Source organism: Thermomonas paludicola (assembly GCF_024498955.1).
Lineage (GTDB): Bacteria > Pseudomonadota > Gammaproteobacteria > Xanthomonadales > Xanthomonadaceae > Thermomonas > Thermomonas paludicola.
Map to the genome: position 1 here is coordinate 1,618,245 of NZ_CP093311.1, position 21,566 is coordinate 1,639,810.

Annotated in this window: 20 protein-coding genes; 4 read left to right on the forward strand and 16 right to left on the reverse strand. The window is 65.3% G+C overall.

The genetic code is table 11. The features are described from left to right. Positions 1-30: 30 nt before the first annotated feature. The 12 genes from nuoL to LIW09_RS07555 are packed head-to-tail and all read right to left on the reverse strand — an operon-like array spanning position 31 to position 11,816. On the reverse strand, positions 31-2,094 hold the full coding sequence (gene nuoL, locus LIW09_RS07500; protein ID WP_256645028.1) for an NADH-quinone oxidoreductase subunit L: 2,064 nt from the start codon (positions 2,092-2,094) through the stop codon (positions 31-33). A 4-nt stretch (positions 2,095-2,098) separates the two neighbouring features. Continuing rightward, positions 2,099-2,422, reverse strand: a complete 324-nt coding sequence (gene nuoK / locus LIW09_RS07505) for an NADH-quinone oxidoreductase subunit NuoK (RefSeq protein WP_256645029.1) — start codon at positions 2,420-2,422, stop codon at positions 2,099-2,101. Continuing rightward, entirely contained in the window at positions 2,419-3,051 is a 633-nt protein-coding gene (locus tag LIW09_RS07510) for an NADH-quinone oxidoreductase subunit J (protein WP_256645030.1), read from the reverse strand. The genes nuoK and LIW09_RS07510 overlap by 4 nt, the downstream gene beginning before the upstream one ends. A 13-nt stretch (positions 3,052-3,064) precedes the next feature. After that, positions 3,065-3,556 (reverse strand): NADH-quinone oxidoreductase subunit NuoI, encoded by a 492-nt coding sequence (nuoI, locus tag LIW09_RS07515; RefSeq protein WP_256645031.1) that lies wholly within the window; start codon positions 3,554-3,556, stop codon positions 3,065-3,067. Then, complete coding sequence (gene nuoH / locus LIW09_RS07520; RefSeq protein ID WP_256647182.1) at positions 3,553-4,659, reverse strand: NADH-quinone oxidoreductase subunit NuoH; 1,107 nt, start codon at positions 4,657-4,659, stop codon at positions 3,553-3,555. Before nuoH ends, nuoI begins: the two co-directional genes overlap by 4 nt. Before the next feature lie 8 nt (positions 4,660-4,667). Next, entirely contained in the window at positions 4,668-6,920 is a 2,253-nt protein-coding gene (gene nuoG / locus LIW09_RS07525) for an NADH-quinone oxidoreductase subunit NuoG (protein WP_256645032.1), read from the reverse strand. Then, positions 6,917-8,284, reverse strand: a complete 1,368-nt coding sequence (nuoF, locus tag LIW09_RS07530) for an NADH-quinone oxidoreductase subunit NuoF (protein ID WP_256645033.1) — start codon at positions 8,282-8,284, stop codon at positions 6,917-6,919. Before nuoF ends, nuoG begins: the two co-directional genes overlap by 4 nt. Further along, positions 8,284-8,811 carry an NADH-quinone oxidoreductase subunit NuoE gene (gene nuoE, locus LIW09_RS07535; RefSeq protein ID WP_256645034.1) on the reverse strand — a complete coding sequence of 176 codons (528 nt, stop codon included), beginning with the start codon at positions 8,809-8,811 and terminating at the stop codon, positions 8,284-8,286. Before nuoE ends, nuoF begins: the two co-directional genes overlap by 1 nt. Next, positions 8,808-10,118 carry an NADH-quinone oxidoreductase subunit D gene (locus tag LIW09_RS07540; RefSeq protein WP_256645035.1) on the reverse strand — a complete coding sequence of 437 codons (1,311 nt, stop codon included), beginning with the start codon at positions 10,116-10,118 and terminating at the stop codon, positions 8,808-8,810. The genes nuoE and LIW09_RS07540 overlap by 4 nt, the downstream gene beginning before the upstream one ends. Beyond that, a complete protein-coding gene (locus tag LIW09_RS07545) occupies positions 10,115-10,876 on the reverse strand; it encodes an NADH-quinone oxidoreductase subunit C (RefSeq protein WP_256645036.1) in 762 nt (253 codons plus the stop codon). Before LIW09_RS07545 ends, LIW09_RS07540 begins: the two co-directional genes overlap by 4 nt. Beyond that, positions 10,873-11,463 (reverse strand): NuoB/complex I 20 kDa subunit family protein, encoded by a 591-nt coding sequence (locus LIW09_RS07550; protein ID WP_256645037.1) that lies wholly within the window; start codon positions 11,461-11,463, stop codon positions 10,873-10,875. The genes LIW09_RS07545 and LIW09_RS07550 overlap by 4 nt, the downstream gene beginning before the upstream one ends. Beyond that, the gene (locus LIW09_RS07555) at positions 11,460-11,816 is read right to left on the reverse strand and encodes an NADH-quinone oxidoreductase subunit A (protein ID WP_256647183.1); all 357 of its coding nucleotides are present in this window, start codon (positions 11,814-11,816) and stop codon (positions 11,460-11,462) included. Before LIW09_RS07555 ends, LIW09_RS07550 begins: the two co-directional genes overlap by 4 nt. 326 nt (positions 11,817-12,142) lie before the next feature. Here LIW09_RS07555 and LIW09_RS07560 point away from each other — a divergent pair, with 326 nt between their 5' ends. After that, positions 12,143-13,969 (forward strand): DEAD/DEAH box helicase, encoded by a 1,827-nt coding sequence (locus LIW09_RS07560; RefSeq protein ID WP_256645038.1) that lies wholly within the window; start codon positions 12,143-12,145, stop codon positions 13,967-13,969. 117 nt (positions 13,970-14,086) lie between these two features. Beyond that, positions 14,087-15,226 carry a BaiN/RdsA family NAD(P)/FAD-dependent oxidoreductase gene (locus tag LIW09_RS07565; RefSeq protein ID WP_425507932.1) on the forward strand — a complete coding sequence of 380 codons (1,140 nt, stop codon included), beginning with the start codon at positions 14,087-14,089 and terminating at the stop codon, positions 15,224-15,226. Between the two features lies 1 nt (position 15,227). Here the strand turns inward: LIW09_RS07565 and LIW09_RS07570 are convergent, their stop codons facing one another. The 3 genes from LIW09_RS07570 to LIW09_RS07580 are packed head-to-tail and all read right to left on the reverse strand — an operon-like array spanning position 15,228 to position 16,983. After that, positions 15,228-15,380 (reverse strand): hypothetical protein, encoded by a 153-nt coding sequence (locus LIW09_RS07570; RefSeq protein WP_256645040.1) that lies wholly within the window; start codon positions 15,378-15,380, stop codon positions 15,228-15,230. Next, on the reverse strand, positions 15,377-16,144 hold the full coding sequence (locus LIW09_RS07575) for a sulfurtransferase (protein WP_256645041.1): 768 nt from the start codon (positions 16,142-16,144) through the stop codon (positions 15,377-15,379). Before LIW09_RS07575 ends, LIW09_RS07570 begins: the two co-directional genes overlap by 4 nt. Next, a complete protein-coding gene (locus tag LIW09_RS07580; RefSeq protein ID WP_256645042.1) occupies positions 16,141-16,983 on the reverse strand; it encodes a dimethylarginine dimethylaminohydrolase family protein in 843 nt (280 codons plus the stop codon). Before LIW09_RS07580 ends, LIW09_RS07575 begins: the two co-directional genes overlap by 4 nt. 24 nt (positions 16,984-17,007) lie before the next feature. Between LIW09_RS07580 and LIW09_RS07585 the strand changes: the two genes are divergently transcribed. Continuing rightward, positions 17,008-18,228, forward strand: coding sequence for a TIGR03862 family flavoprotein (locus LIW09_RS07585; RefSeq protein WP_256645043.1), 1,221 nt, complete (start codon positions 17,008-17,010; stop codon positions 18,226-18,228). Between the two features lie 33 nt (positions 18,229-18,261). Here the strand turns inward: LIW09_RS07585 and LIW09_RS07590 are convergent, their stop codons facing one another. After that, positions 18,262-19,977 carry a M1 family metallopeptidase gene (locus LIW09_RS07590; RefSeq protein WP_256645044.1) on the reverse strand — a complete coding sequence of 572 codons (1,716 nt, stop codon included), beginning with the start codon at positions 19,975-19,977 and terminating at the stop codon, positions 18,262-18,264. 206 nt (positions 19,978-20,183) lie between these two features. Here LIW09_RS07590 and LIW09_RS07595 point away from each other — a divergent pair, with 206 nt between their 5' ends. Next, positions 20,184-21,548, forward strand: a complete 1,365-nt coding sequence (locus LIW09_RS07595; RefSeq protein WP_256645045.1) for a hypothetical protein — start codon at positions 20,184-20,186, stop codon at positions 21,546-21,548. Positions 21,549-21,566: the final 18 nt, after the last annotated feature.

Consider the following 21,566-nt stretch of genomic DNA (forward strand, 5'->3'; position numbering starts at 1 on the left):
TGCGGTATCCATCTCGTCGTCGGTTCCGGCTTATTGCCAGTAGTACTTGGTCATCGCCAGCAAGGCGACCAGGCCAAGGATCATTGCGAACGCATAGTGGTAGAGGTAGCCGGTCTGCACCTTGCGCACCATTGCCGCCACCATGCCGACCAGGTTGGCGCTGCCATTCACCGCCACGCCGTCGATCAGCTTGCTGTCGATCTCGCTGGACACCTTGCCCAGCTTCAGGCTGCCGCCGGCAAGGCCACCAATCCACAGGTCATCCATGTAGTACTTGCGCTCCAGCAAACGGATCGGCGCGGCCAGCGCGCGGGTGATGCCCGTGCGCAATTCCGGTTTGACCAGATACAGCAGGGTCGCCAGAGCAAAGCCCGCCAGCGCCAACCAGAACGCGGGCGCCATGAAGCCGTGCAGCGCGAATGCGATGGGCCCGTGGAACTCTTCGGCCAACTTGGCGACGACGTCGTTTTCCTGCAGCACGCGGATCGCGCCTTCGAAGAACGGCGCCTGCCTGGCATGCCCCAGCATGTCGGTGCCGAACAGCATCGGCCCGACAGTGATGAAACCGATCAGCGCCGACGGAATCGCCAGCAACACCAGCGGCAGTGTCACCACCCATGGCGACTCGTGCGGCACATGCGCGCCGTGGTGGCCATGGTCGTCGTGGTGCGCGTCGTGGCCGTGCGCGTGCTGGTTCTGCTTGAAGCGCTCTTCACCGAAGAAGGTGAGGTACAGCAGGCGGAAGCTGTAGAAGCTGGTCACGAACGCGCCCAACAACACCGCCCAGTTGGCGTACTGCGCCACCCAGCTCGCGGAGTTGGCCGCATGTTCGGCCGCAGCCTCGATGATGGTGTCCTTGGAATAGAAACCGGCGAAGAACGGCGTCCCCACCAGCGCCAGCGTGCCCACCCACATGGTGATGTGGGTGATCGGCATGTACTTGCGCAGGCCACCCATCTTGCGCATGTCCTGCTCGTGGTGCATGCCGATGATCACGCTGCCCGCGCCGAGGAACAGCAGCGCCTTGAAGAAGGCATGGGTCATCAGGTGGAAGACCGCGGCCGAATAGGCGGAGACGCCCAACGCCACCGTCATGTAGCCGAGCTGCGACAGGGTTGAATACGCCACCACGCGCTTGATGTCGTTCTGCACCATGCCGATCAGGCCGGTCCAGAACGCCGTGGTGGCACCGATGAACAGGACGAACTCCAGCGCAGTCGGCGACAGCTCGAACAGCGGCGACATGCGCGCCACCATGAAGATGCCGGCGGTCACCATGGTCGCGGCATGGATCAGCGCCGAGATGGGGGTCGGGCCTTCCATCGAGTCCGGCAGCCACACATGCAGCGGCACCTGTGCCGACTTGCCCATTGCACCGATGAACAGGCAGATGCAGATCACCGTGGGAACCGCCCACGCATGGCCCGGCAGGATCTCCACCGACATGCCCTTGATCGCGTCGGCATGGGCGAATGCGGTGCCATAGTCAAGCGAACCGATCCAGTACAGCACGCCGGAAATGCCCAGCAGGAAGCCGAAGTCGCCGACGCGGTTGACCAGGAACGCCTTGAGATTGGCGAACACCGCGGTCGGCTTCTTGTACCAGAAGCCGATCAGCAGGTAGGACACCAGGCCCACCGCTTCCCAGCCGAAGAACAGCTGCATGAAGTTGTTGCTCATCACCAGCATCAGCATGCTGAAGGTGAACAGCGAGATGTAGCTGAAGAAGCGCGTGTAACCGTCATCCTCGGCCATGTAGCCGATGGTGTAGATGTGCACCAGCAGCGAGACGAAAGTCACCACCACCATCATCATCGCGGTGAGCTTGTCCACCATGAAGCCGACGTTGACCGAGATGTCGCCGGCCTGCAGCCAGGTGTAGAGGTTTTCGTTGAACGTCGAGGCACCCTGCAGCAGCTGCCACAGCACGTGCGCCGACAGCGCACAGCTGGCGGCCACGCCAAGGATGGTGACGGTATGCGCGCCGGCACGGCCGATCCGGCGGCCGAACAGACCGGCCAGGATGCTGCCGATCAGCGGCAGCAGCACGACCAGCACGAGTTGTGTCTTGGAGATCAGGATTGCCGAATCCATCAGGTCAGCCCTTCAAACTGTCGATGTCCGCCACGTCGATGCTGCGGCGGTTGCGGAACAGGGTCACCAGGATCGCCAGGCCGATCGCGGCCTCAGCAGCGGCAACGGTGAGGATGAAGAACACGAACACCTGACCGGCGGCGTCACCCAGCGAGCGCGAGAACGCGACGAAGTTGATGTTCACCGACAGCAGCATCAGTTCCAGCGAGATCAACAACATGATCACGTTCTTGCGGTTCAGGAACAGGCCGGCGACGCTGATGCAGAACAGCACCGCGCCCAGCGCCAGGTAGTGGCCCAAGGTCAGGGCAGACAACAGGTTGCTCATTGGCCGCCCTCCTCTGGCTGGGTGGCTGCAAGCGGTCGTTCCGCCTGCATTCGCACCATTCGCACGCGATCAGCGGCGCGCGCGCGCACCTGCTCGGACGGGTTCTGGTGACGCGCGCCCGGGCGCCGGCGCAGGGTCAGCATCACCGCCGCCACCACTGCCACGGTCAGGATCACCGCCGCCACTTCGAACGGCAGCATGAAATCGGTGAACAGAGCACGCGCCAGCCACAGCGTGTTGGGCACATCGGTGGCCGCATCGGCCAGCGGCGATTGCAGGGCGTTGCGCACGCCGATCAGGGTCAGCATTTGCGCCAGCATGACCAGCGCCACCACCAGCCCCACCGGCAGATAGCGCACGTAGCCTTCGCGGATGGGCGCCTTGTCCATGTCCAACATCATCACCACGAACAGGAACAGCACCATCACCGCGCCGACATACACCACCACCAGCGCAACACCGAGGAATTCGGCGCCACCGATGATCCACGTGCACGCGACCGAGAAGAAGGTCAGCACCAGCCATAGCACGGCGTGCACGGCGTTGCGCGCGCTGATCGTGGCCAACGCCGCGGCCGCGGCAACCGCCGCGAAGCCGAGGAAGGCAAGGGTTGGGAAATCGAAGTCCATGCGTGGTCTTGCCTCAGCGATATGGGGCGTCGGCCGCACGGCGCTCGGCGATCTCCGCCTCCAGGCGGTCACCGATGGCCAGCAGCTGCGGCTTGGTCAGGACGTTCTGACCGCGCTTGTCGAAGTGGTATTCGTGGATATGCGTTTCCACGATCGAGTCGGTCGGGCACGACTCTTCGCAGAACCCGCAGAAAATGCACTTGAACAGGTCGATCTCGTAGCGCGTGGTGCGCCGGCTGCCGTCATCGGCGCGCGGGGCCGCCTCGATGGTGATCGCCAGTGCCGGACACACCGCCTCGCACAGCTTGCAGGCGATGCAGCGCTCTTCGCCATTGGCGTAGCGACGCAGCGCATGCACGCCTCGGAAACGCGGCGACTGCGGGGTCTTTTCCATCGGGTACATCAGCGTGTACTTGGGACGGAACAGGTACTTCAGGGTCAGCCACAGACCACCGAACAACTCCAACAGCAGCAGGCTCTTGAAGTAGGACACCACCTTGCTCATGCCACCGCTCCCATCGCCTTGCCAATCACTCCGAAATGCACCAGCAACGCGGTCACGAAGATCCAGGCGATGGTGATCGGAATGAAGACCTTCCAGCCCAGCCGCATGATCTGGTCATAGCGGTAGCGCGGGAACGCGGCGCGGAACCAGATGAAGCACGTGGCGAAGAAGAACACCTTGGCCAGCAGCCACGGCCAGCCCCCCTGCCAGATCCAGTTCACCAGCCAGTGGACATCGCCGAGGTCAACCAGCCCCTGGATCGGGCTGAGCCAACCACCAAGGAAAAAGATCGACGTCAGGAAGCTGACCAGGATCATGTTGGCGTATTCGGCCAGGAAGAACAGCGCGAACTGCGAGCCGGAGTACTCCACCATGTGGCCGGCCACGATTTCCGATTCGCCTTCCACCACGTCGAACGGCGCGCGGTTGGTTTCGGCCACGCCGGACACGAAATACACCACGAACAGCGGCGCCAGCGGAACCCAGAACCAGTTCAGGAAACCGCCCCTGCCTGCCTGCGCCATCACGATCTCGGACAGGTTCAAGCTGCCGGCCGCGATCAACACGCCGACCAGCGAGAACCCCATCGCGATCTCGTAGCTGATCATCTGCGCGGAAGCGCGCATCGCGCCGAGGAAGGCGTACTTCGAGTTCGAGGCCCAGCCGGCGATGATGACGCCATAGATGCCCAGCGAGGTCATTGCCAGCAGATACAGCAGGCCGGCATTGGCGTTGGACAACACCACCTGCGCGTCGAAGGGCACCACCGCCCATGCCGCAAACGCCGGCACCAGCATCAACATCGGCGCCAACCGATACAGCACCGGATGCGCCACGGCGGGCTGGATCACTTCTTTGAACAACAGTTTGAACACGTCGGCGAAGGCCTGGAGGATTCCCCATCCGACGTACATCGGCCCATGCCGGACGTGCATCCAGCCGATCAGCTTGCGCTCCCAGACCACGTAGAACGCAACGGTCACGATCACCGGCACGGCGATGGCGAGGATCTTCAGCACGATCCAGATCAACATGCCGAGCGTGCCGAATGACAGCAACAACTCGTGCAGTGGATCGATGGCGTATTGCATCAGCGGATTCATGGCGATGCTCATGCGCGCGCGACCTCCACCTTGCCTGCGGCCACAAGCGGCGCAGTGACGCCATGGCCGGATTCGATCCAGACGCTACCCGGCGCAACCCTGGCGTCGATCACGACCTGCAACGTGGCGGTTCCCGCGGCAGCCACGCACTTCACCATTCCACCTTCGCCGATACCCGCGGCAGCGGCGTCGGCCGGATTGAGCGAGGCATGCGGGCCGACGTTGAGCGGATGCGACTGCAGCGCAGTGCAGCGGCGAATCACCGCATCGACGCGATAAATCGCCTGCGACGCCGCCACTTCCAGACCGCTGCCGGCCGCAGGCGCAAGCGCCCCGCCCGCTGCCACCTGCACCGCCTTCGGTGCCAGACTGGCGCGCAGGCCAGCCAGATCGGTGAACTCGAAACCGGGCAGCGCGAAATCGCCGCCCAGTGCGCGCAGCACGCGCCAACCGGAATGCGCCAGGCCGGGCATCTTGCCCGCGCTGGCTGCCTGCTGCTCGAAACCGTCAAGATTGGTCAGCGTCGCCTCGATTTCCGGCAGCGCGCCAATCGGCAGGATCACATCGGCCACGCGCCGGGTGGACTGGCAGGCAAACTGGCTGAATGCCACCACCTGCGCCGCGCCCAGCGCCTTGAGCGCGAGCTGCTGATCGGCGAAATCCAGGCCCGGCTCGATCCCGTAGAGCACATATGCCTTGCGCGGTTCGCGCAACATGGCCAGCGCATCGCGCGTCGCGGGCAGCACGCCGAGCCGGCTGAGCCCCAGTGCATTGGCGCCCTGTGGAATGCGGCACAGTTTGGCGTTCTTGCCGGCAGCGAACACCGCCGCTGCGCTGCGAATGGCTGCCGCATGCGGGCCATTTTCGGCCACGCCGCCCAAAATCACCGCCACGCTGGCGGCATCGCCAAGCTCTACCTTGGCAAGCGCAGTCGCCAGCTGCGACGGTGGAACGATGTGCTTGCCGGCGATCGCGAAGGTGAAGTCGAAATCCACCGGGTTGACCACGTGCACCCGCGCACCGCGCTTGACCGCCTTGCGCACGCGCTGGTGCAGCAGCGGCACTTCATGGCGCAAATTGGAACCGACGATGACGATGGCATCGGCCTGCTCGATGTCGGCCACCGGCATCGCGAACGCCTCGGCATGCGCGCCATCGGAGAGGTCGAGCTGGCCGATGCGGTGATCGATGTTGCCGCTGCCCAGGCCCTCGGCCAGGCGTGCCAGCAGCGCGCCTTCTTCATTCGACGTGGCCGGGTGCACCAGCACGCCCAGCGCGTCGCCGGCATTGTCCTTGAGGATCTGCGCGGCACGTGCCAGCGCTTCTTCCCACGTGGCCTCGCGCCAGCCATCGTTGACGGCAGCGTCGCCGTCACGGATCAGCGGCACGCTCGCGCGGTCATCGGCGGCCAACCCTTCATGCGCATAGCGATCCCGGTCGGACAGCCAGCACTCGTTCACCGCCTCGTTGTCGCGCGGCACGCTGCGCAGCAGTTCGCCGCGACGCACGTGGTGGAACAGGTTGCTGCCCAGCGCATCGTGGTAACCCAGCGACGGCCGCGCGATCAGCTCCCACGGGCGCGCCTTGAAGCGGAATACCTTGTTGGTCAGCGCGCCGACCGGACACACGTCGATCACGTTGCCGGACAGCTCGGTGGTCAGCGGCTTGCCGTCGTAGGTGCCGATCTGCAGGTTCTCGCCGCGGTACATGCCGCCCAGCTCGTAGGTGCCGGCGATCTCGGCGGTCACCCGGATGCAACGCGTGCAATGGATGCAGCGGGTCATCTCGCTGGCCACCAGAGGGCCGAGATCTTCATCCGCGACCGCGCGCTTGCGCTCGACGAAGCGGTTGACCGAGCGGCCATAGCCCAGCGACAGGTCCTGCAGCTCGCACTCGCCGCCCTGGTCGCAGACCGGGCAGTCCAGCGGGTGGTTGATCAGCAGGAACTCCATCACGTTGCGCTGCGCTTTCAGCGCCTTGTCGTTGCGCGTGAAGACTTTCATGCCGTCCATCACCGGCGTGGCGCAGGCCGGCGATGGCTTCGGCGCACCGCGCCCGCCCACTTCGGTATCCACCAGGCACATGCGGCAATTGGCCGCGATCGGCAGCTTCTCGTGGTAGCAGAAGCGCGGGATCGGGATGCCGGCCTTGTCGGCGGCCTGGATGATCATCGAGCCTTTTGGCGCGGCCATTTCGACGCCGTCGATGAAGACGGTGACGTGGTCGGGCGGCAGGTTCGGATTGACGGGTTGTGCGCTCACGCAACCACCTTCTCAGCCTTGACCAGCGTGCCGGCGCGTTCGTCGTCGACGTAGAAGCGCTTGTTCACGATGGCGTATTCGAATTCGTGCCAGTAATGGCGCAGGAAGCCCTGCACCGGCCAGGCCGCCGCTTCACCGAAGGCGCAGATGGTGTGGCCTTCGATCTGCCCGGCGGCGGCGCGCAGCATGTTCAGGTCATCCATGCTGGCTTCGAGCTGCGCGATGCGAGTCAGCATCCGGTACATCCAGCCGGTGCCTTCCCGGCACGGCGTGCACTGGCCACAGCTTTCGTTCATGTAGAAACGGCTGATGCGTTGGCAGGCGCGCACCATGCAGGTGGTTTCGTCCATGACGATGACCGCACCCGAACCCAGGCCCGACCCGGCTTTCTGGATTGCGTCGTAATCCATGGTCAGCTGCATCATGGTCTCGCCCGGCAGCACCGGCATCGATGAACCACCCGGGATCACCGCCTTGATGCGATGGCCCGCGCGCATGCCACCGCACAACTCCAGCAGTTCCGAGAACGGCGTCCCCAGGCGAATCTCGTGGTTGCCGGGGTTGGCGACGTGGCCCGACACCGAGAAAATCTTGCAACCGCCGTTGTTCGGCTTGCCCAACGCCATGAACCATTCGGGGCCGTTGCGCACGATCGCAGGCACCGAGGCATAGGTCTCGGTGTTGTTGATCGTGGTCGGCTTGCCGTACAGCCCGAAATTGGCCGGGAACGGCGGCTTGTAGCGCGGCTGGCCCTTCTTGCCTTCCAGCGACTCCATCAGCGCGGTCTCTTCGCCGCAGATGTAGGCGCCCGCGCCCAGCGCGTTGTGGATGTCGATGTCGATGCCGCTGCCGAGGATGTCCTTGCCCAGCCAGCCGTGCCGGTAGGCCTCGGCCAGGGCTTCCTCGATATGCTCGAACGGCTCGTGGTGGAACTCGCCGCGCATGTAGTTGTAGGCCACCTTGGTGTTGGTGGCGTAGCAGGCGATGGCCAGGCCTTCCAGCACCGCGTGCGGGTTGTAGCGCAGGATGTCGCGATCCTTGCAGGTGCCCGGCTCGGACTCGTCCGAGTTGCACAGGATGTACTTCTCGCCATCATGCTTGGGCATGAAGCTCCACTTCAGCCCGGTCGGGAAGCCCGCGCCGCCGCGCCCGCGCAGGCCGGACGCCTTGACCATCTCGATGATGTCGGCCGGCGGGATTTTCTCGGTCAGCACCTTGCGCAGCGCCTGGTAGCCACCGGTCTTGAGGTAGTTCTCGTACGACCACGGCTTGTCGAAGTGCAGCGTGGTGTAGACGGCCTGATGGTCCTTCGGCGCGGGGCCGACGGGGCCGTAGCCTTCGGAAGTGTGCGAATGTCCGCCCATTACTTCAGTCCGTCCAGCAGCTCGTCCACCTTCTGCGGCGTGAGCTTTTCGTGGTAATGCCCGTTGATCACGACCACCGGCGCGCCGCAGCAGGCGGCCACGCATTCTTCCTCGCGCTTGAGGTAAACCCGGCCGTCGGCACTGCTCTCGCCAAGCTTGCAACCCAGCTTCTGCTCTGCGTGCGCCACCAGATCCTGCGCGCCATTGAGCCAGCAGCTGATGTTGGTGCAGAAGGCGACGTTGTTGCGGCCCACTTCCTGCAGTTCGAACATCGAGTAGAACGTGGCAACCTCGTACGCCCACACCGGCGGCAGGTCCAGATACCTGGCCACTGCAGCGATCAGCTCGTCGCTCAGCCAGCCGCCATTCTGTTCCTGCGCCGCGTGCAGGCCCTGCAACACGGCCGAGCGCTTGCGCTCCGGCGGGAACTTGGTCAACCAATGGTCGATATGCGCGCGCGTTGCGTCCGACAGAGCCAGCATCGGATCCACGTTGCGACACGCCTCGAAATTGCCGGTCGCTCTCATCGATCAACCTCACCAAACACGATGTCATAGGTGCCGATCATCGCCACCACGTCGGACAACATGTGCCCCTTCGTGATTTCGTCCATCGACGACAGATGGGCAAAGCCCGGTGCGCGCAGATGCACGCGGAAGGGTTTGTTGGCGCCATCCGACACCAGGTAGCAGCCGAACTCGCCCTTGGGTGCTTCCACTGCCGCGTAGGTTTCGCCGGCTGGCACGCAGTAGCCTTCGGAGAACAGCTTGAAGTGATGGATCAGCGCTTCCATGCTGTGCTTCATTTCCCCGCGCGAGGGCGGCGCCACCTTGTAATTGTTGGTCATCACCGGGCCTGGGTTGGCCTTCAGCCATTTCACGCACTGCGCGATGATGCGGTTGGATTCGCGCATTTCCGCCATGCGCACCAGGTAGCGGTCGTAACAGTCGCCGTTGACGCCCACCGGGATGTCGAAATCGACCTCGGCGTACTTGGCATAGGGCTGCTTCTTGCGCAGGTCCCACTCGATGCCGGAGCCGCGCACCATCGGGCCGCTCATGCCCCAGGCCTTGGCCTGCTCGGGCGTGACCACGCCGATTCCGACGGTGCGCTGCTTCCAGATGCGGTTGTCGGTCAGCAGGGTCTCGTACTCGTCCATCCGCTTCGGGAAGTCCTGGGTGAAATGCTCCAGGTAATCCAGCAGCGAGCCTTCGCGCCAATCGTTGAAGCGCTTCAGCTTTTGCCCCTTGCGCCAAGGCGATTCCTTGTACTTGGGCATCTTGTCCGGCAGGTCGCGATACACGCCGCCCGGACGGTAGTAGGCCGCGTGCATGCGCGCGCCGCTGACCGCCTCGTAGCAGTCCATCAGCTCCTCGCGCTCGCGGAAGGCATACAGGAAGATGGCCATCGCGCCGAGGTCGAGGCCGTTCGAACCGACCCACATCAGGTGGTTCAGGATGCGGGTGATCTCGTCGAACAGGGTACGGATCCACTGCGCCCGCTCGGGCACGTCGATCCCCATCAGCGTCTCGATGGCGCGCACGTAGGCGTGCTCGTTGCACATCATCGACACGTAATCCAGGCGATCCATGTAGCCGATCGACTGGTTGAACGGCTTGGACTCGGCCAGCTTTTCGGTGCCGCGATGCAGCAGGCCGATGTGCGGGTCGGCACGCCGCACCACTTCGCCGTCCATTTCAAGGATCAGGCGCAGCACGCCGTGCGCGGCCGGATGTTGCGGGCCGAAGTTCAGCGTGTAATTGCGGATTTCCTGCTGCGCTTCCGCCGGATTGCTGGCGAACGTGTCGCTGCCGGGAAGAAGGTGCGCACTCATCGACGCACCTCACGCTGCAGGATGCGATTCTCGCGTTCGGCCTCGGCCGTGGCGAAACGGGCATCGTCGCGAATCACGCGGGCCACGCCCACGCGCGGTTCGACGCTGGTCACCGGCTCATACACCACGCGCTTCTTCTCCTCGTCGTAGCGCACTTCCACGTTGCCGACCAGCGGGAAGTCCTTGCGGAACGGATGGCCCACGAAGCCGTAGTCGGTCAGGATGCGGCGCAGGTCCGGATGCCCTTCGAAAATGATGCCGTACAGGTCGAATGCTTCGCGTTCGAACCAGTTGGCTCCAGCCCAGATGCCGGTCACCGATGCCACCACCGGCAGGCCATCGTCCGGCGCGAAACAGCGCACGCGAACGCGCTCGTTGCGGGCCACCGACAGCAGATGCAGCACCACGCCGAAGCGCTTGCTGGCGCGCACGTCGGATGCCGAAGACGCCGGCTCCTGCACCTGGTGGCTGGGCAGCTCGCCCCAACCGAAGCGCCCCGGCCCCTGCCCTTCCACGCCGCGACTGAAGCCCTCGTCGGACACATCGACGGTATCCCACTCGTCGGTGCCGTAGCCGAGGTAATCGATGCCGCAAAGGTCGATGAAGGTGTCGAAGCCGCAGTCGTCGCGCAATGCCTTGCAGGCGGAGAGCCAATCGGATGCCGCGACGTCAAGCGCAACCTCGCCACGCGGCTGCGCCACCTGCACCGCGGCTTCACCGAAGCGCGCAACCAGCTGCTGGGCCAGATTCGTGCTCATGCGCGCGCGCCCTCCGGCTTCGGCGTCTGCGAGAACGGGTTTTGTTCCATGCGGCGGATCTTCTTCTGCAGCTGCAGGATGCCGTACACCAGCGCTTCGGCGGTCGGCGGGCAACCCGGCACGTAGACATCCACCGGCACCACACGATCACAGCCGCGCACCACGGAATAAGAGTAGTGGTAATAGCCGCCGCCGTTGGCGCAGCTGCCCATCGAGATCACCCACTTGGGGTCGGGCATCTGGTCGTAGACCTTGCGCAGCGCCGGGGCCATCTTGTTGACCAGGGTGCCGGCCACGATCATCACGTCGGACTGGCGTGGCGACGGGCGGAACACCACGCCGTAGCGATCCAGATCGAGACGCGCCGCGCCGGCGTGCATCATTTCCACCGCACAGCAGGCCAGACCGAAGGTCATCGGCCACATCGAGCCGGTGCGCGCCCAGTTCCACAGCGCATCCAGGCTGGTGGTCACATAGCCATTCTGCAGCAGCGGGTTGTCGCCTTCCGGGCGCAGGATGTCGTCCAGCCGCCCTTCGGGCAGCGGGTTGCTGGCAGCTTCCAATACATTGCGGACGATGTTGCTCATTCCCACTCCAGCGCGCCGCGCTTCCACACGTACACGAAGCCGATCACCAACAGGGTCAGGAACACCCCCATTTCGATCAGGCCAAACACCCCGAGCTCGCGGAACACCACGGCCCACGGGAAGACGAAGGCGATTTCAAGGTCGAACACGATGAACAGGATCGCGACCAGGTAGTAGCGCACGTCGAACGGCATGCGCGCGTTCTCGAACGCTTCGAAGCCGCACTCGTACGGCGACAGCTTTTCGCTGGACGGCCGCTTCGGGCCAAGCACGTTGCCGATGACGATCAGCGCGATGCCGATCCCGGTGGCAACGATCAAAAACAGCAGGGTGGGCAGATATTCGGCCAGCACGCTCGCCTCTTCATGTTGTTCGTTGGCGTGCTGGCCACGATGGCCGCTCGCTATAGCCGCGCATTCTAACCGGCGATGCATGACCGCGACCAGACCTGTGATGCACGGATTGGCGCGAATCGCGCACGGATTTCACCCGGATTGCACGTTGCCGAGAATCACTCGCATTGCTGCATCGCCGGCATCATCGCCATGTCGGAAATACCCGGATCGAATTGCACGTTCCTGTATCGGCCCGCACCACGGGGCGTGGATCGAATGCTGGTTGCACACGCGACGCGTACACTGTATGCCCTCTTTCTTCGGCGACTTCGCCCAAAGACACCATGAGCGCCGACACTGCCCCCGTTCCATTTTCCGACCTTGGCCTGCCGCAGAGCCTGCTGGCTGCACTGCGCGACGTTGGCTACGAATCACCCAGCCCCATCCAGGCCGCCACCATCCCGCCGCTGCTGGCAGGGCGCGACCTGATCGGCCAGGCCCAGACCGGTACCGGCAAGACCGCCGCGTTTGCGCTGCCCGCGCTGGCGCAGCTGAATGCCGCTGCCAACAAGCCGCAGGTGCTGGTGCTGGCACCGACCCGCGAACTGGCGATCCAGGTCGCCGAGGCGTTCCAGAAATATGCCACGCACATCCCCGGCTTCCACGTGTTGCCGATCTACGGTGGCCAGAGCTACCAGCCGCAGTTGAGCGCATTGAAGCGCGGCGTGCACGTGGTGGTGGGCACCCCGGGCCGGGTCATCGATCATCTCGACCGCGGCTCGCTGGATCTGTCGGCGCTGCGCTGCCTGATCCTGGACGAAGCGGACGAAATGCTGCGCATGGGCTTCATCGACGATGTCGAAGCCGTGCTCAAGAAGACACCGGAATCCCGCCAGGTTGCGCTGTTCTCGGCGACGATGCCGTCGCAGATCAAGCGCATCGCCCAGACCTACCTGAAGGACCCGGTCGAGATTTCGATCAAATCGCAGACCTCGACCGCCGACAATATCCGCCAGCGCTTCTGGATGGTCAGCGGCATCAACAAGCTCGATGCGTTGACGCGCATCCTGGAAGCCGAGCCGTTCGACGCGATGATCGTGTTCGCCCGCACCAAGCTGGGCACCGACGAGCTGGCCGAGAAGCTTGCAGCGCGCGGATTCTCCGCCGCCGCCATCAATGGCGACGTTGACCAGAAGATGCGTGAACGCACCATCCAGCGCCTGAAGGACGGGCAGCTCGACATCCTGGTCGCCACCGACGTGGCCGCGCGCGGGCTGGACGTGGACCGAATCAGCCACGTGCTGAACTACGACATTCCCTACGACACCGAAAGCTACGTGCACCGCATCGGCCGCACCGGCCGCGCCGGCCGCAAGGGCGAGGCGATCCTGTTCGTGGCGCCGCGCGAGCGCGGCATGCTGGGCGCGATCGAACGCGCCACCCGGCAGAAGATCGAGCAGATGAACCTGCCCAGCGTGGATGCGGTCAACGAGAATCGCGTGGCCAAATTCCTCGGCAAGATCGAAGGCGCCCTGGCCCACGAAGACCTGTCCGTGTTCCGCGACCTGGTGGAACGCTACGAGCGTGAAAAGAACGTGCCGGCGGTGGAGATCGCCGCGGCGCTGGCCAAGCTGGTACAGGGCAAGACGCCGCTGCTGCTGCCGCAGCCGATCAAGCAGGAGCGCGCATTCGAGCCGCGCGACGCGCGCCCGGTTCGCGATCACGGCGAACGCCCGGAACGCCCGCAGCGCGAACGCAGCGAGCGCGCCCCGCGTGAACACGGCCCCGAGGGCGGCATGCAGACGTATCGCATCGAGGTCGGCCACCAGCACGGCGTACTGCCCGGCAACATCGTCGGCGCGATTGCCAATGAAGCGGATCTCGAGGCGCGCTTCATCGGCCGCATCGACATCCGCGACGACTTCACCCTGGTCGATCTGCCGGAAGGCATGCCGCCGGAGTTGTTGGCGCACTTGCAGGGCGTGCGCGTGGCCAGCAAGCCGCTGCGGATGCGCATCGCCGATGAAGCCGACATCAACGCGCCGGCGCGCAAGCGCAACTTCGGCCCGCCGCGCGGCGATCGTCCCGGCCCCGGTGGTCCGCGCAAGCCTGGCGGATTCAAGGCGGGCGCGCCCAAGCCCGGTGGATTCAAGCCGCGCGGTCCGCGCTGAGCCCCCGCACATGCCCGCATGTCCCGAGGCGATTGGCACTAATCGCCTCGGGTTGATCCCGTGAACACCGCACAAGGTTACGACGCCATCGTGATCGGCGCCGGCGCCGCCGGCCTGATGTGCGCGATGACTGCCGGGCGCCGCGGGCTGCGCGTGCTGGTGCTGGACCATGCCAACAAGGTTGGCAAGAAAATCCTGATGTCCGGTGGTGGCCGCTGCAACTTCACCAATACCGGCACGACGTCTGCCAATTACCTGTCGGCCAATCCGCATTTCTGCAAATCGGCGCTGGCCCGCTATACCCCATGGCAGTTCATCGAACTGGTGGATCGCCACGGCATCGCCTGGCACGAGAAGGAACTGGGCCAGCTGTTCTGCGATGAATCCTCGAAGCAGATCGTGGCAATGCTGTTGGCGGAGTGCGACGCCGCCAGCGTCGAAATCCGCACCCATTGCAGCATTGAGCAGGTGGCGCACGCCGACGACGGCAACTTCCGTCTGCACACCACGCAGGGCACATTCAGCGCCGCAGCCCTGGTGGTGGCCAGCGGCGGGCTCTCGATCCCCAGCATGGGCGCCAGCGGCTTCGGCCATCAGCTGGCGCGCCAGTTCGACCATGCCGTCCTTCCCACCCGCGCCGGGCTGGTGCCGCTTACGCTCAGCGGCAAGCACGCCGAACGCCTGCACGATCTGGCCGGCGTGGCGCTGACGGTGGAGGCGCGCTGCAACGGCGCCACGTTCCGCAATTTCATGCTGATCACCCATCGCGGCATCAGCGGCCCGGCGATCCTGCAAATGAGTTCGTACTGGCAGCCCGGCGACGACCTGTGCCTGGACCTGCTGCCCGGCATCGACCTCGCCGCCCGGCTCGGTGACTGGCAACAAGACCGGCGCGATGCCGAACTCAAGACCCTGCTTGCCGAGGTGTTGCCCAAGCGCTTTGCCCAGCGCCTGTGCGAGCACTGGCTGACCAGCAAGCCGATGCGGCAGTACAACGCGCCTGAGCTTCGCGAGATGGCCGCCCTGCTGTCGTCATGGCCGTTGGTTGCCAGCGGCACCGAGGGTTATCGCACCGCCGAAGTGACGCTGGGCGGGGTGGACACGGATGGCCTGTCCTCGGCCACGATGATGTCCAGGCGCGTGCCGGGCCTGTACTTCATCGGCGAAGTGGTGGATGTCACCGGCTGGCTGGGCGGCTACAACTTCCAGTGGGCATGGGCCAGCGGCAAGGCCGCCGGCCTCGCGCTGGCCGCCTGATTCAGAACGGCCAGGGCAGGCCGAGGTAGGGCGCGGCAAACCAGTACACGGCAACCACGGCCACCGCCCACAGCAGCAGCTTGAACAGCACGCCCGCGACCTTGAGCGCCAGCCAGACGCCAAGCACGAGCACGACGATGCCGATCCAGCTCATGCGACCTTCTGCACGTTCGCGTCTCCGGTGGTGGCCACGGCCGCCAGCTGCGGGGTCAGCGCCACCCGCTGGTCAAACACGAAGCAACCGCCATCGTAGCCCAGGCCGCCGACCTGCTCGAAATAGCCCAATATGCCGTCGTCCAGCTGCAGCACGTTGTCCATGCCGTCGTGCTGCAACCATAGCGCCGCCTTTTCACAGCGGATGCCGCCGGTGCAGAAGCTGACCACCGTGGCATCGCGCAGTGCATCGCGATGCGGTGCCAACGCCTCCGGCAGATCGGTGAACTTGTCGATGGGCAAGGTCAACGCGCCCTGGAACGTGCCGTATGCCACTTCTTGCCGATTGCGGGTATCCAGCAGCACCAGGCGCTTGCCGGCATCGTCATGGCCTTGCGCGATCCAGCGGGCCAAGTCCTGCGGCGCCACCACAGGCGCGCGCAGGCCGGCTTGCAACGGCGAAGCCTGTTCGCGGCGAAAGGTGATGATCTCGCGCTTGCGCTTGACCTTCAGCCGTGCAAACGGCACCACGTCGCTCCAGCTTTCCTTGGCATGCAGACCGGCAAAGCGCGGATCGCTTCGCAGCCACGCCAGAAAACTGCGCAGCGGGGCGTCGTCGCCAGCGAGGAACAGGTTCAAGCCTTCCGGCGTGACCAGCATGGTGCCGCGCAACCCGGCGTGGGCCGCCTGTTCACGAAGACGTTGCGCCAGCGCATCGGCATCGTCGATCACGGTGAACAGGTAGGCGGCGATATTCAGGATCATGCGCCTGCCTGCGTGCGCAGCAGCAGGCTGCAGCAGGTCACCGCGCCCTCGGCTTTCTGCAGCTCGGACACATCGATCGCCGTCACGCGGATGCCTGCTGCCTGCAACCGCGCACGCGTCTTCGGAAAGCAATCCGGGTACACGAGTGCATCGCCGATGCGCACCGCGTTTGCCGCGTGTGCTTCGCCCGGATCCACGTCGATGATCCGGCAGCCAGCGAATGGCGACGCATCCGCCAGCCATGCGCGGTTGACCAGCAGGGTGTCGTCGGCAACCTGGGTTACCGCCGATTTGAGATGCAGGCAACCGCGCGTTGCCACGCCTTCTACCGTATAGCCGTAGGGCGCCAACAGTTCGCGCAGTTGCGCGCGGCCTGCTTCGTTGCTGCGCGCAGACATGCCGACGAACACGCGCTTGCCGATCCGCAACACATCGCCGCCGTCGAGCGTGCCCGGCGCTTCGATGCGCAGCAGCGGGCGCAGGCTGCCCAGCAGTTCATGCACGGCAGCGCCCTCGCCACGACGGGATTCGGCGCCCGGACGGGTGGCGATGGCCAGCTCATCAAACACCAGCGCCACGTCCTCGACGAACACCGAATCGGGAAAATCCGCCAGCGCCGGCAACTGGATGACATGGCAGCCCAGCGACTCCAGCGCGCGACAGTACGCAGCATGCTGCTCGCGTGCCAGCGCCACGTCGATCGGGTTGCGCGGCACGAAGGAGAGTTCACATCCGGCCAGCGCGGGGCTGACCTCACGGGTAATGGCGGTCCACATCGCGCCATTGTACCGGCGCGGTGAAACGCCGGTATCGGCATCCGCAGCCGAACGTGGAATCATGCACGCATGCTCACAGCGCCATCCATGTCTAAGCGCATCGCCATCGTTGGCGGCGGCCCCGCTGGCCTGATGGCCGCCGAAGTCGCGCGCGCGGCCGGGTTTGCGGTGGACCTGTTCGAAGCCAAGGGATCGGTGGGGCGAAAATTCCTGATCGCCGGCAAGGGCGGGCTCAACCTCACCCACTCCGAGCCCCGCCCGGCGTTCGATGCGCGCTACCGCGAGCGCGCCGAGGCGGTGGGCCGTTGGCTGGATGCATTCGATGGCAGTGCATTGCGCGACTGGGCGCGAACGCTCGGCGTCGACACCTACGTGGGCAGCTCTGGCCGCGTTTTCCCGCGCGATCGCAAAGCGGCGCCGCTGCTGCGCGGCTGGGTGCGGCGGCTGAAGGACGCCGGCGTGCAGTTCCACGTGCAGCACCGCTGGCTGGGCTGGGAGAACGATGGCCGCCTGCGTTTCGCCACCGCCGAAGGGCACGCCTTCGTCGCTGCCGATGCGGTGGTGCTGGCACTGGGCGGCGGCAGCTGGCCGCAGCTGGGCTCCGATGGCGCATGGGTGGACACGCTGGCGCAGCGCGGGGTCGACATCGCCCCGCTGCAGCCGGCCAACTGCGGATTCGACATCGGCTGGAGCGCGCATCTTGCGCACAAGCACGCGGGCGCACCGCTCAAGCCCGTCATCGCGCATTGGCAGGATGCAGCCGGCGGCAGGCACGCGCTGCAAGGCGAATGCGTGCTGACCGAGACCGGCATCGAAGGCAGTTTGATCTATGCCATCGCCGCCGAGTTGCGCACCGCCATTGCGCGCAACGGAACTGCCTCGCTGCACCTGGACCTGGCCCCCGGTCGCGCGCTGGATCGCCTGCGAACCGACCTGCAAACGCCGCGCGGCAGCCGCAGCCTCGGCGACCATCTGCGCCGCCAAACCGGCCTGGAGAGCGCAAAGCTTGCGCTGCTGTTCGAAGTGCTGGACAAGACCGCGCTGCAGGACATGGCCAAGGTGGCGGCCACCATCAAGCGCCTGCCGCTGCAGCTGCTGCGCCCGCGCCCGATGGCGGAAACCATTTCCACCGCTGGCGGCGTGCGGCTGGAAGCGCTGGACGATGCGCTGATGCTGCGCGCTGTCCCCGGCGTGTTCTGCGCCGGCGAAATGCTGGACTGGGAAGCGCCGACCGGCGGCTACCTGCTCACCGCGTGCTTTGCCAGTGGCCAACGCGCCGGCCTGGGGGCGGCGCGCTGGTTGGCATGAAATCGCTGCGAGGCGCGAACGCGCCCCGGGCAATCAAGGTTTCTTCATCGCCGCCTTGGCCCGCTCCGCCATGTCTTTATGGAAGTCGGTCATGTACGGCAAGTCCCGCAGGATCCTGGAATGCGGGTCCAGCGTGAAACTCTCGCCCGGCGGCACCGCCACTTCACCGCGGCCGCCAGTCATCGCCACCTCCACCACGCGTTTGCCAACGCGCACCTGCACCGGCATCGGGAAGGGTTTGTCGCCTTCGGTTTTCCAACGCAACTGCAAGGTGTTGCCGCTGCGTGTGGCCAGCAGTTCCGGCAGCTTCACCGACCGCAGATACCCATCGAAAAACCAGCCGTAATCCTGGCCGGTGATGCGATTCACCAGTTCGATGAAATCAGTGGTCGAGGCATAGCGTGGCTTGAAGTTGCCGGGCCGCGGCGCATCCGTGCCATAGACCAGCTCGCGGATGGCGCGCAGGAAGGCATCGTCACCGATCAATCCGCGCAAGGTGTGCAGCATCAGCGCACCCTTGTAATAGACATCGTTCCCCGGCCCGCGATCGGCGCTGGACACGTCTTTTTCAACCATGCCGTGGCCGCTGACGATGGGGTAGCGCAGCATCAGGACACTGCGCATTCTCATCAGCGCGGCCATGTACTCCATGTCGCCGCGCAGCCACTGCAAGTACAGCGGCTGCATGTACGTCCCCAGGCCCTCATGCAGCCACAGGTCGTCCCAATCGACGTTGGTCAGCTGGTTGCCGAACCATTCGTGCGAGAACTCGTGCTGCAGCAGCCAGTCATAGCCGGTCTCGGCCTTGCGGTAGTCGTTGCCGTAGGCATTGATGGTCTGGTGCTCCATGCCCAGGTGCGGGGTTTCCACCACGCCCATCTTTTCATCGCCAAACGGATAGGGACCAATCGTTTCCTCGAAGAAATCCAGCATTGGCGCGAATTCCGCGAACAAGCCCTCGGCCTTGGCCTTGTGGTCTTTCAGATACCAGAACCGCAGCGGGATGGTGTTGCCGTAACGGCTCTTGTACTCGGCCTGGAGCACCTCATACGGGCCGATGTTGAGCGCGATGGCATACGTGTTCGGCATCTTCGCGCGCCAATGCCAGGTGCGCCAACCGCCGCGCTCGTCCATCCCCTCGGCGACGCCGTTGCCGGCGGCCACCAATGGGCTGGGCACGGTGACGTGCTCGACAACCTCCAGCGGCTTGCCCATCGGATGGTCGATGCAGGGCCAGAGCAGGTCACAGCCTTCGCCCTGCACCGCGGTGGCAACCCAGGGCTCGCCACCCGGCGCCCTGGCCCACACAAAACCGCCATCCCATGGCGCTTTTTTCGCCACGTGCGGATGCCCGCTGTAACGGATGCGCAAGCTGGCCTGCCCGCCGGCAACCAGCGGTTGGGCCAGATCGATGCTCATCCGCCCTTCCGGGTTGCGCCAATGCGCAGCATCGACCGGCCGGCCATCCACTTCGACCAGATCGATCGCGTAATCGCGATCCAGATCCACCACCAATCGTGCGACCGGCGATGCCACGCGCAGTGCCAGCGTTGCGTCGCCATCCAGCCACTGCCGGGCGGGATCGACCTTGAATGAGAGGTCTGCCCGCTCGATCGTGGTGACCTGCTGCTCCGCTGTGCGCGGCAATCCCGTCGCAGCGGTGGTGGCGGTCAAATCGGGTTGCTGCGCGTGGGCGCCGAAAGCAGCGGTGACCATGGCCAAGGCAAACAGGCTTCGATGCAAATGCATGGGCGTGTCCTGGGGAACGAACGATTACCTTCGCACGGCTGCGCGCTGGGCGGGCCTGTCGTTGGTCATGCGTCCCGGAGACTGCTGCAATCCTGAACGCGGGCTTGCAAGCGCGCGCCAGCGTCGAAAATCTCAGCCACGATTCATCCCCGTGGCTGCTAACTGCGTGCAAGGGAGCGAATGGGTCGCGCCCGGGGAGACAAGCCATGAGTCACTTCGCCAACATCCGCAACCTGACCAGCGCGCTGCTGGGCACGGCGATCGCGTTCAGCGCCATGGCGCCCGCATTCGCCCTGCCGCAGGATCGCGATGGAAACCACGAAGGTCGCCAGAATCTGCAGGAACTGCGCGACCAGCGTCGCGCCAAACGCGAAGAAGCCCGCGCAAGCTCCAGCGAGCGCTCGTCGCCCGTCGCCGTGGAATCGCCGCGCGCCGAACCCCGCGCGCAGCCCCAGCCAGAATCCCGCACCCGCCCATTGCGCGACCCTCCCGTGGACGACCGCGGCCCGCGCGCGGACAACCCGCAGGGTCGATTCGGACAAGCCTGGCAAGACTCCCGCACGCCGCGCAGCAGCGATGCGCAGCGCCGGGAAAACTGGGGCGAACTGGCCCGCCAGCAGCAGGATCGCCAGCGTGCCGCCGAACAGCAGCGCCAAGCCGACCAGCGCGCACAGGAGCAGCAGCGTCGAGAGGCGCAGCGGCAGCAGGCCAGCGAACCGCCGCGCAGCCCGCAGGCGGCACTGATGCAGCAGGCGCTGGCGCGGGATGCCCAGCACGACGACCGCCGCGACAACCGCGATTGGCGGAATGACCGCCGCGATGACCGCCGCGATGACCGCCGCGATGACCGCCGCGATGACCGCCGCGATGACCGCCGCGATGACCGCCGGGATGACCGCCGGGATGACCGCGACTGGCGCGGCGACCGGGACGACCGGGACGACCGGGACAATCGCCAGCATGACTGGAACAACCGTATCCCGCGCGACCAGCAACAGCGCAGGATCGAGGAACAACGCCGGCAGCAGGCGCAATGGCAGCGCGAGGAATTCCGTCGCCGCGCCGAGTACCAACGCCACTACAACATCCTGAACCGCGAACACCGCAACGCCCAATATCGCTACCAGCAGGACTACTGGCGCCGCTGGCAAGCAGAACAGGCACGCTGGAACCGCAATCGGTTTGACTACAACAGCCCGTTCTTCTACACGCCGTACAACTATCGCTACAACTACGGTGGCCGCTGGTACAGCACCAACAGCTACGGTGCCCAGATGCTGCAGCAGGCCATTCGCGATGGCTACCGTGAAGGCTGGTACGCAGGCCAGGCGGACCGCGCCGACCGCTGGCGCTTCGACTACCAAAACAACTATGGCTATCTGGACGGCAGCATGGGTTACAACGGCGTTTACGTCAGCCGGGGTGACTACCGCTACTACTTCCGCCAGGGGTTCGAGCGCGGCTACCGCGACGGATACTTCGGCCGCTACCAGTACGGCCGCTATGACAATGGCAGCGCGGTGATCCTGCCAGCCATCCTCGGCATGATCCTGGCGTTCAGCATCAACTGAGCACCGCACCGCATCGAT

What these genes read in the sequence shown, in the direction of transcription:
- nuoL (WP_256645028.1), bottom strand. Translation starts at nt 2,094, where the DNA reads ATGGATTCGGCAATCCTGATCTCCAAGACACAACTCGTGCTGGTCGTG.
- nuoK (WP_256645029.1), bottom strand. Translation starts at nt 2,422, where the DNA reads ATGAGCAACCTGTTGTCTGCCCTGACCTTGGGCCACTACCTGGCGCTG.
- LIW09_RS07510 (WP_256645030.1), bottom strand. Translation starts at nt 3,051, where the DNA reads ATGGACTTCGATTTCCCAACCCTTGCCTTCCTCGGCTTCGCGGCGGTT.
- nuoI (WP_256645031.1), bottom strand. Translation starts at nt 3,556, where the DNA reads ATGAGCAAGGTGGTGTCCTACTTCAAGAGCCTGCTGCTGTTGGAGTTG.
- nuoH (WP_256647182.1), bottom strand. Translation starts at nt 4,659, where the DNA reads ATGAATCCGCTGATGCAATACGCCATCGATCCACTGCACGAGTTGTTG.
- nuoF (WP_256645033.1), bottom strand. Translation starts at nt 8,284, where the DNA reads ATGGGCGGACATTCGCACACTTCCGAAGGCTACGGCCCCGTCGGCCCC.
- nuoE (WP_256645034.1), bottom strand. Translation starts at nt 8,811, where the DNA reads ATGAGAGCGACCGGCAATTTCGAGGCGTGTCGCAACGTGGATCCGATG.
- LIW09_RS07540 (WP_256645035.1), bottom strand. Translation starts at nt 10,118, where the DNA reads ATGAGTGCGCACCTTCTTCCCGGCAGCGACACGTTCGCCAGCAATCCG.
- LIW09_RS07545 (WP_256645036.1), bottom strand. Translation starts at nt 10,876, where the DNA reads ATGAGCACGAATCTGGCCCAGCAGCTGGTTGCGCGCTTCGGTGAAGCC.
- LIW09_RS07550 (WP_256645037.1), bottom strand. Translation starts at nt 11,463, where the DNA reads ATGAGCAACATCGTCCGCAATGTATTGGAAGCTGCCAGCAACCCGCTG.
- LIW09_RS07560 (WP_256645038.1), top strand. Translation starts at nt 12,143, where the DNA reads ATGAGCGCCGACACTGCCCCCGTTCCATTTTCCGACCTTGGCCTGCCG.
- LIW09_RS07565 (WP_425507932.1), top strand. Translation starts at nt 14,087, where the DNA reads ATGTGCGCGATGACTGCCGGGCGCCGCGGGCTGCGCGTGCTGGTGCTG.
- LIW09_RS07570 (WP_256645040.1), bottom strand. Translation starts at nt 15,380, where the DNA reads ATGAGCTGGATCGGCATCGTCGTGCTCGTGCTTGGCGTCTGGCTGGCG.
- LIW09_RS07575 (WP_256645041.1), bottom strand. Translation starts at nt 16,144, where the DNA reads ATGATCCTGAATATCGCCGCCTACCTGTTCACCGTGATCGACGATGCC.
- LIW09_RS07580 (WP_256645042.1), bottom strand. Translation starts at nt 16,983, where the DNA reads ATGATTCCACGTTCGGCTGCGGATGCCGATACCGGCGTTTCACCGCGC.
- LIW09_RS07585 (WP_256645043.1), top strand. Translation starts at nt 17,008, where the DNA reads ATGTCTAAGCGCATCGCCATCGTTGGCGGCGGCCCCGCTGGCCTGATG.
- LIW09_RS07590 (WP_256645044.1), bottom strand. Translation starts at nt 19,977, where the DNA reads ATGCATTTGCATCGAAGCCTGTTTGCCTTGGCCATGGTCACCGCTGCT.
- LIW09_RS07595 (WP_256645045.1), top strand. Translation starts at nt 20,184, where the DNA reads ATGAGTCACTTCGCCAACATCCGCAACCTGACCAGCGCGCTGCTGGGC.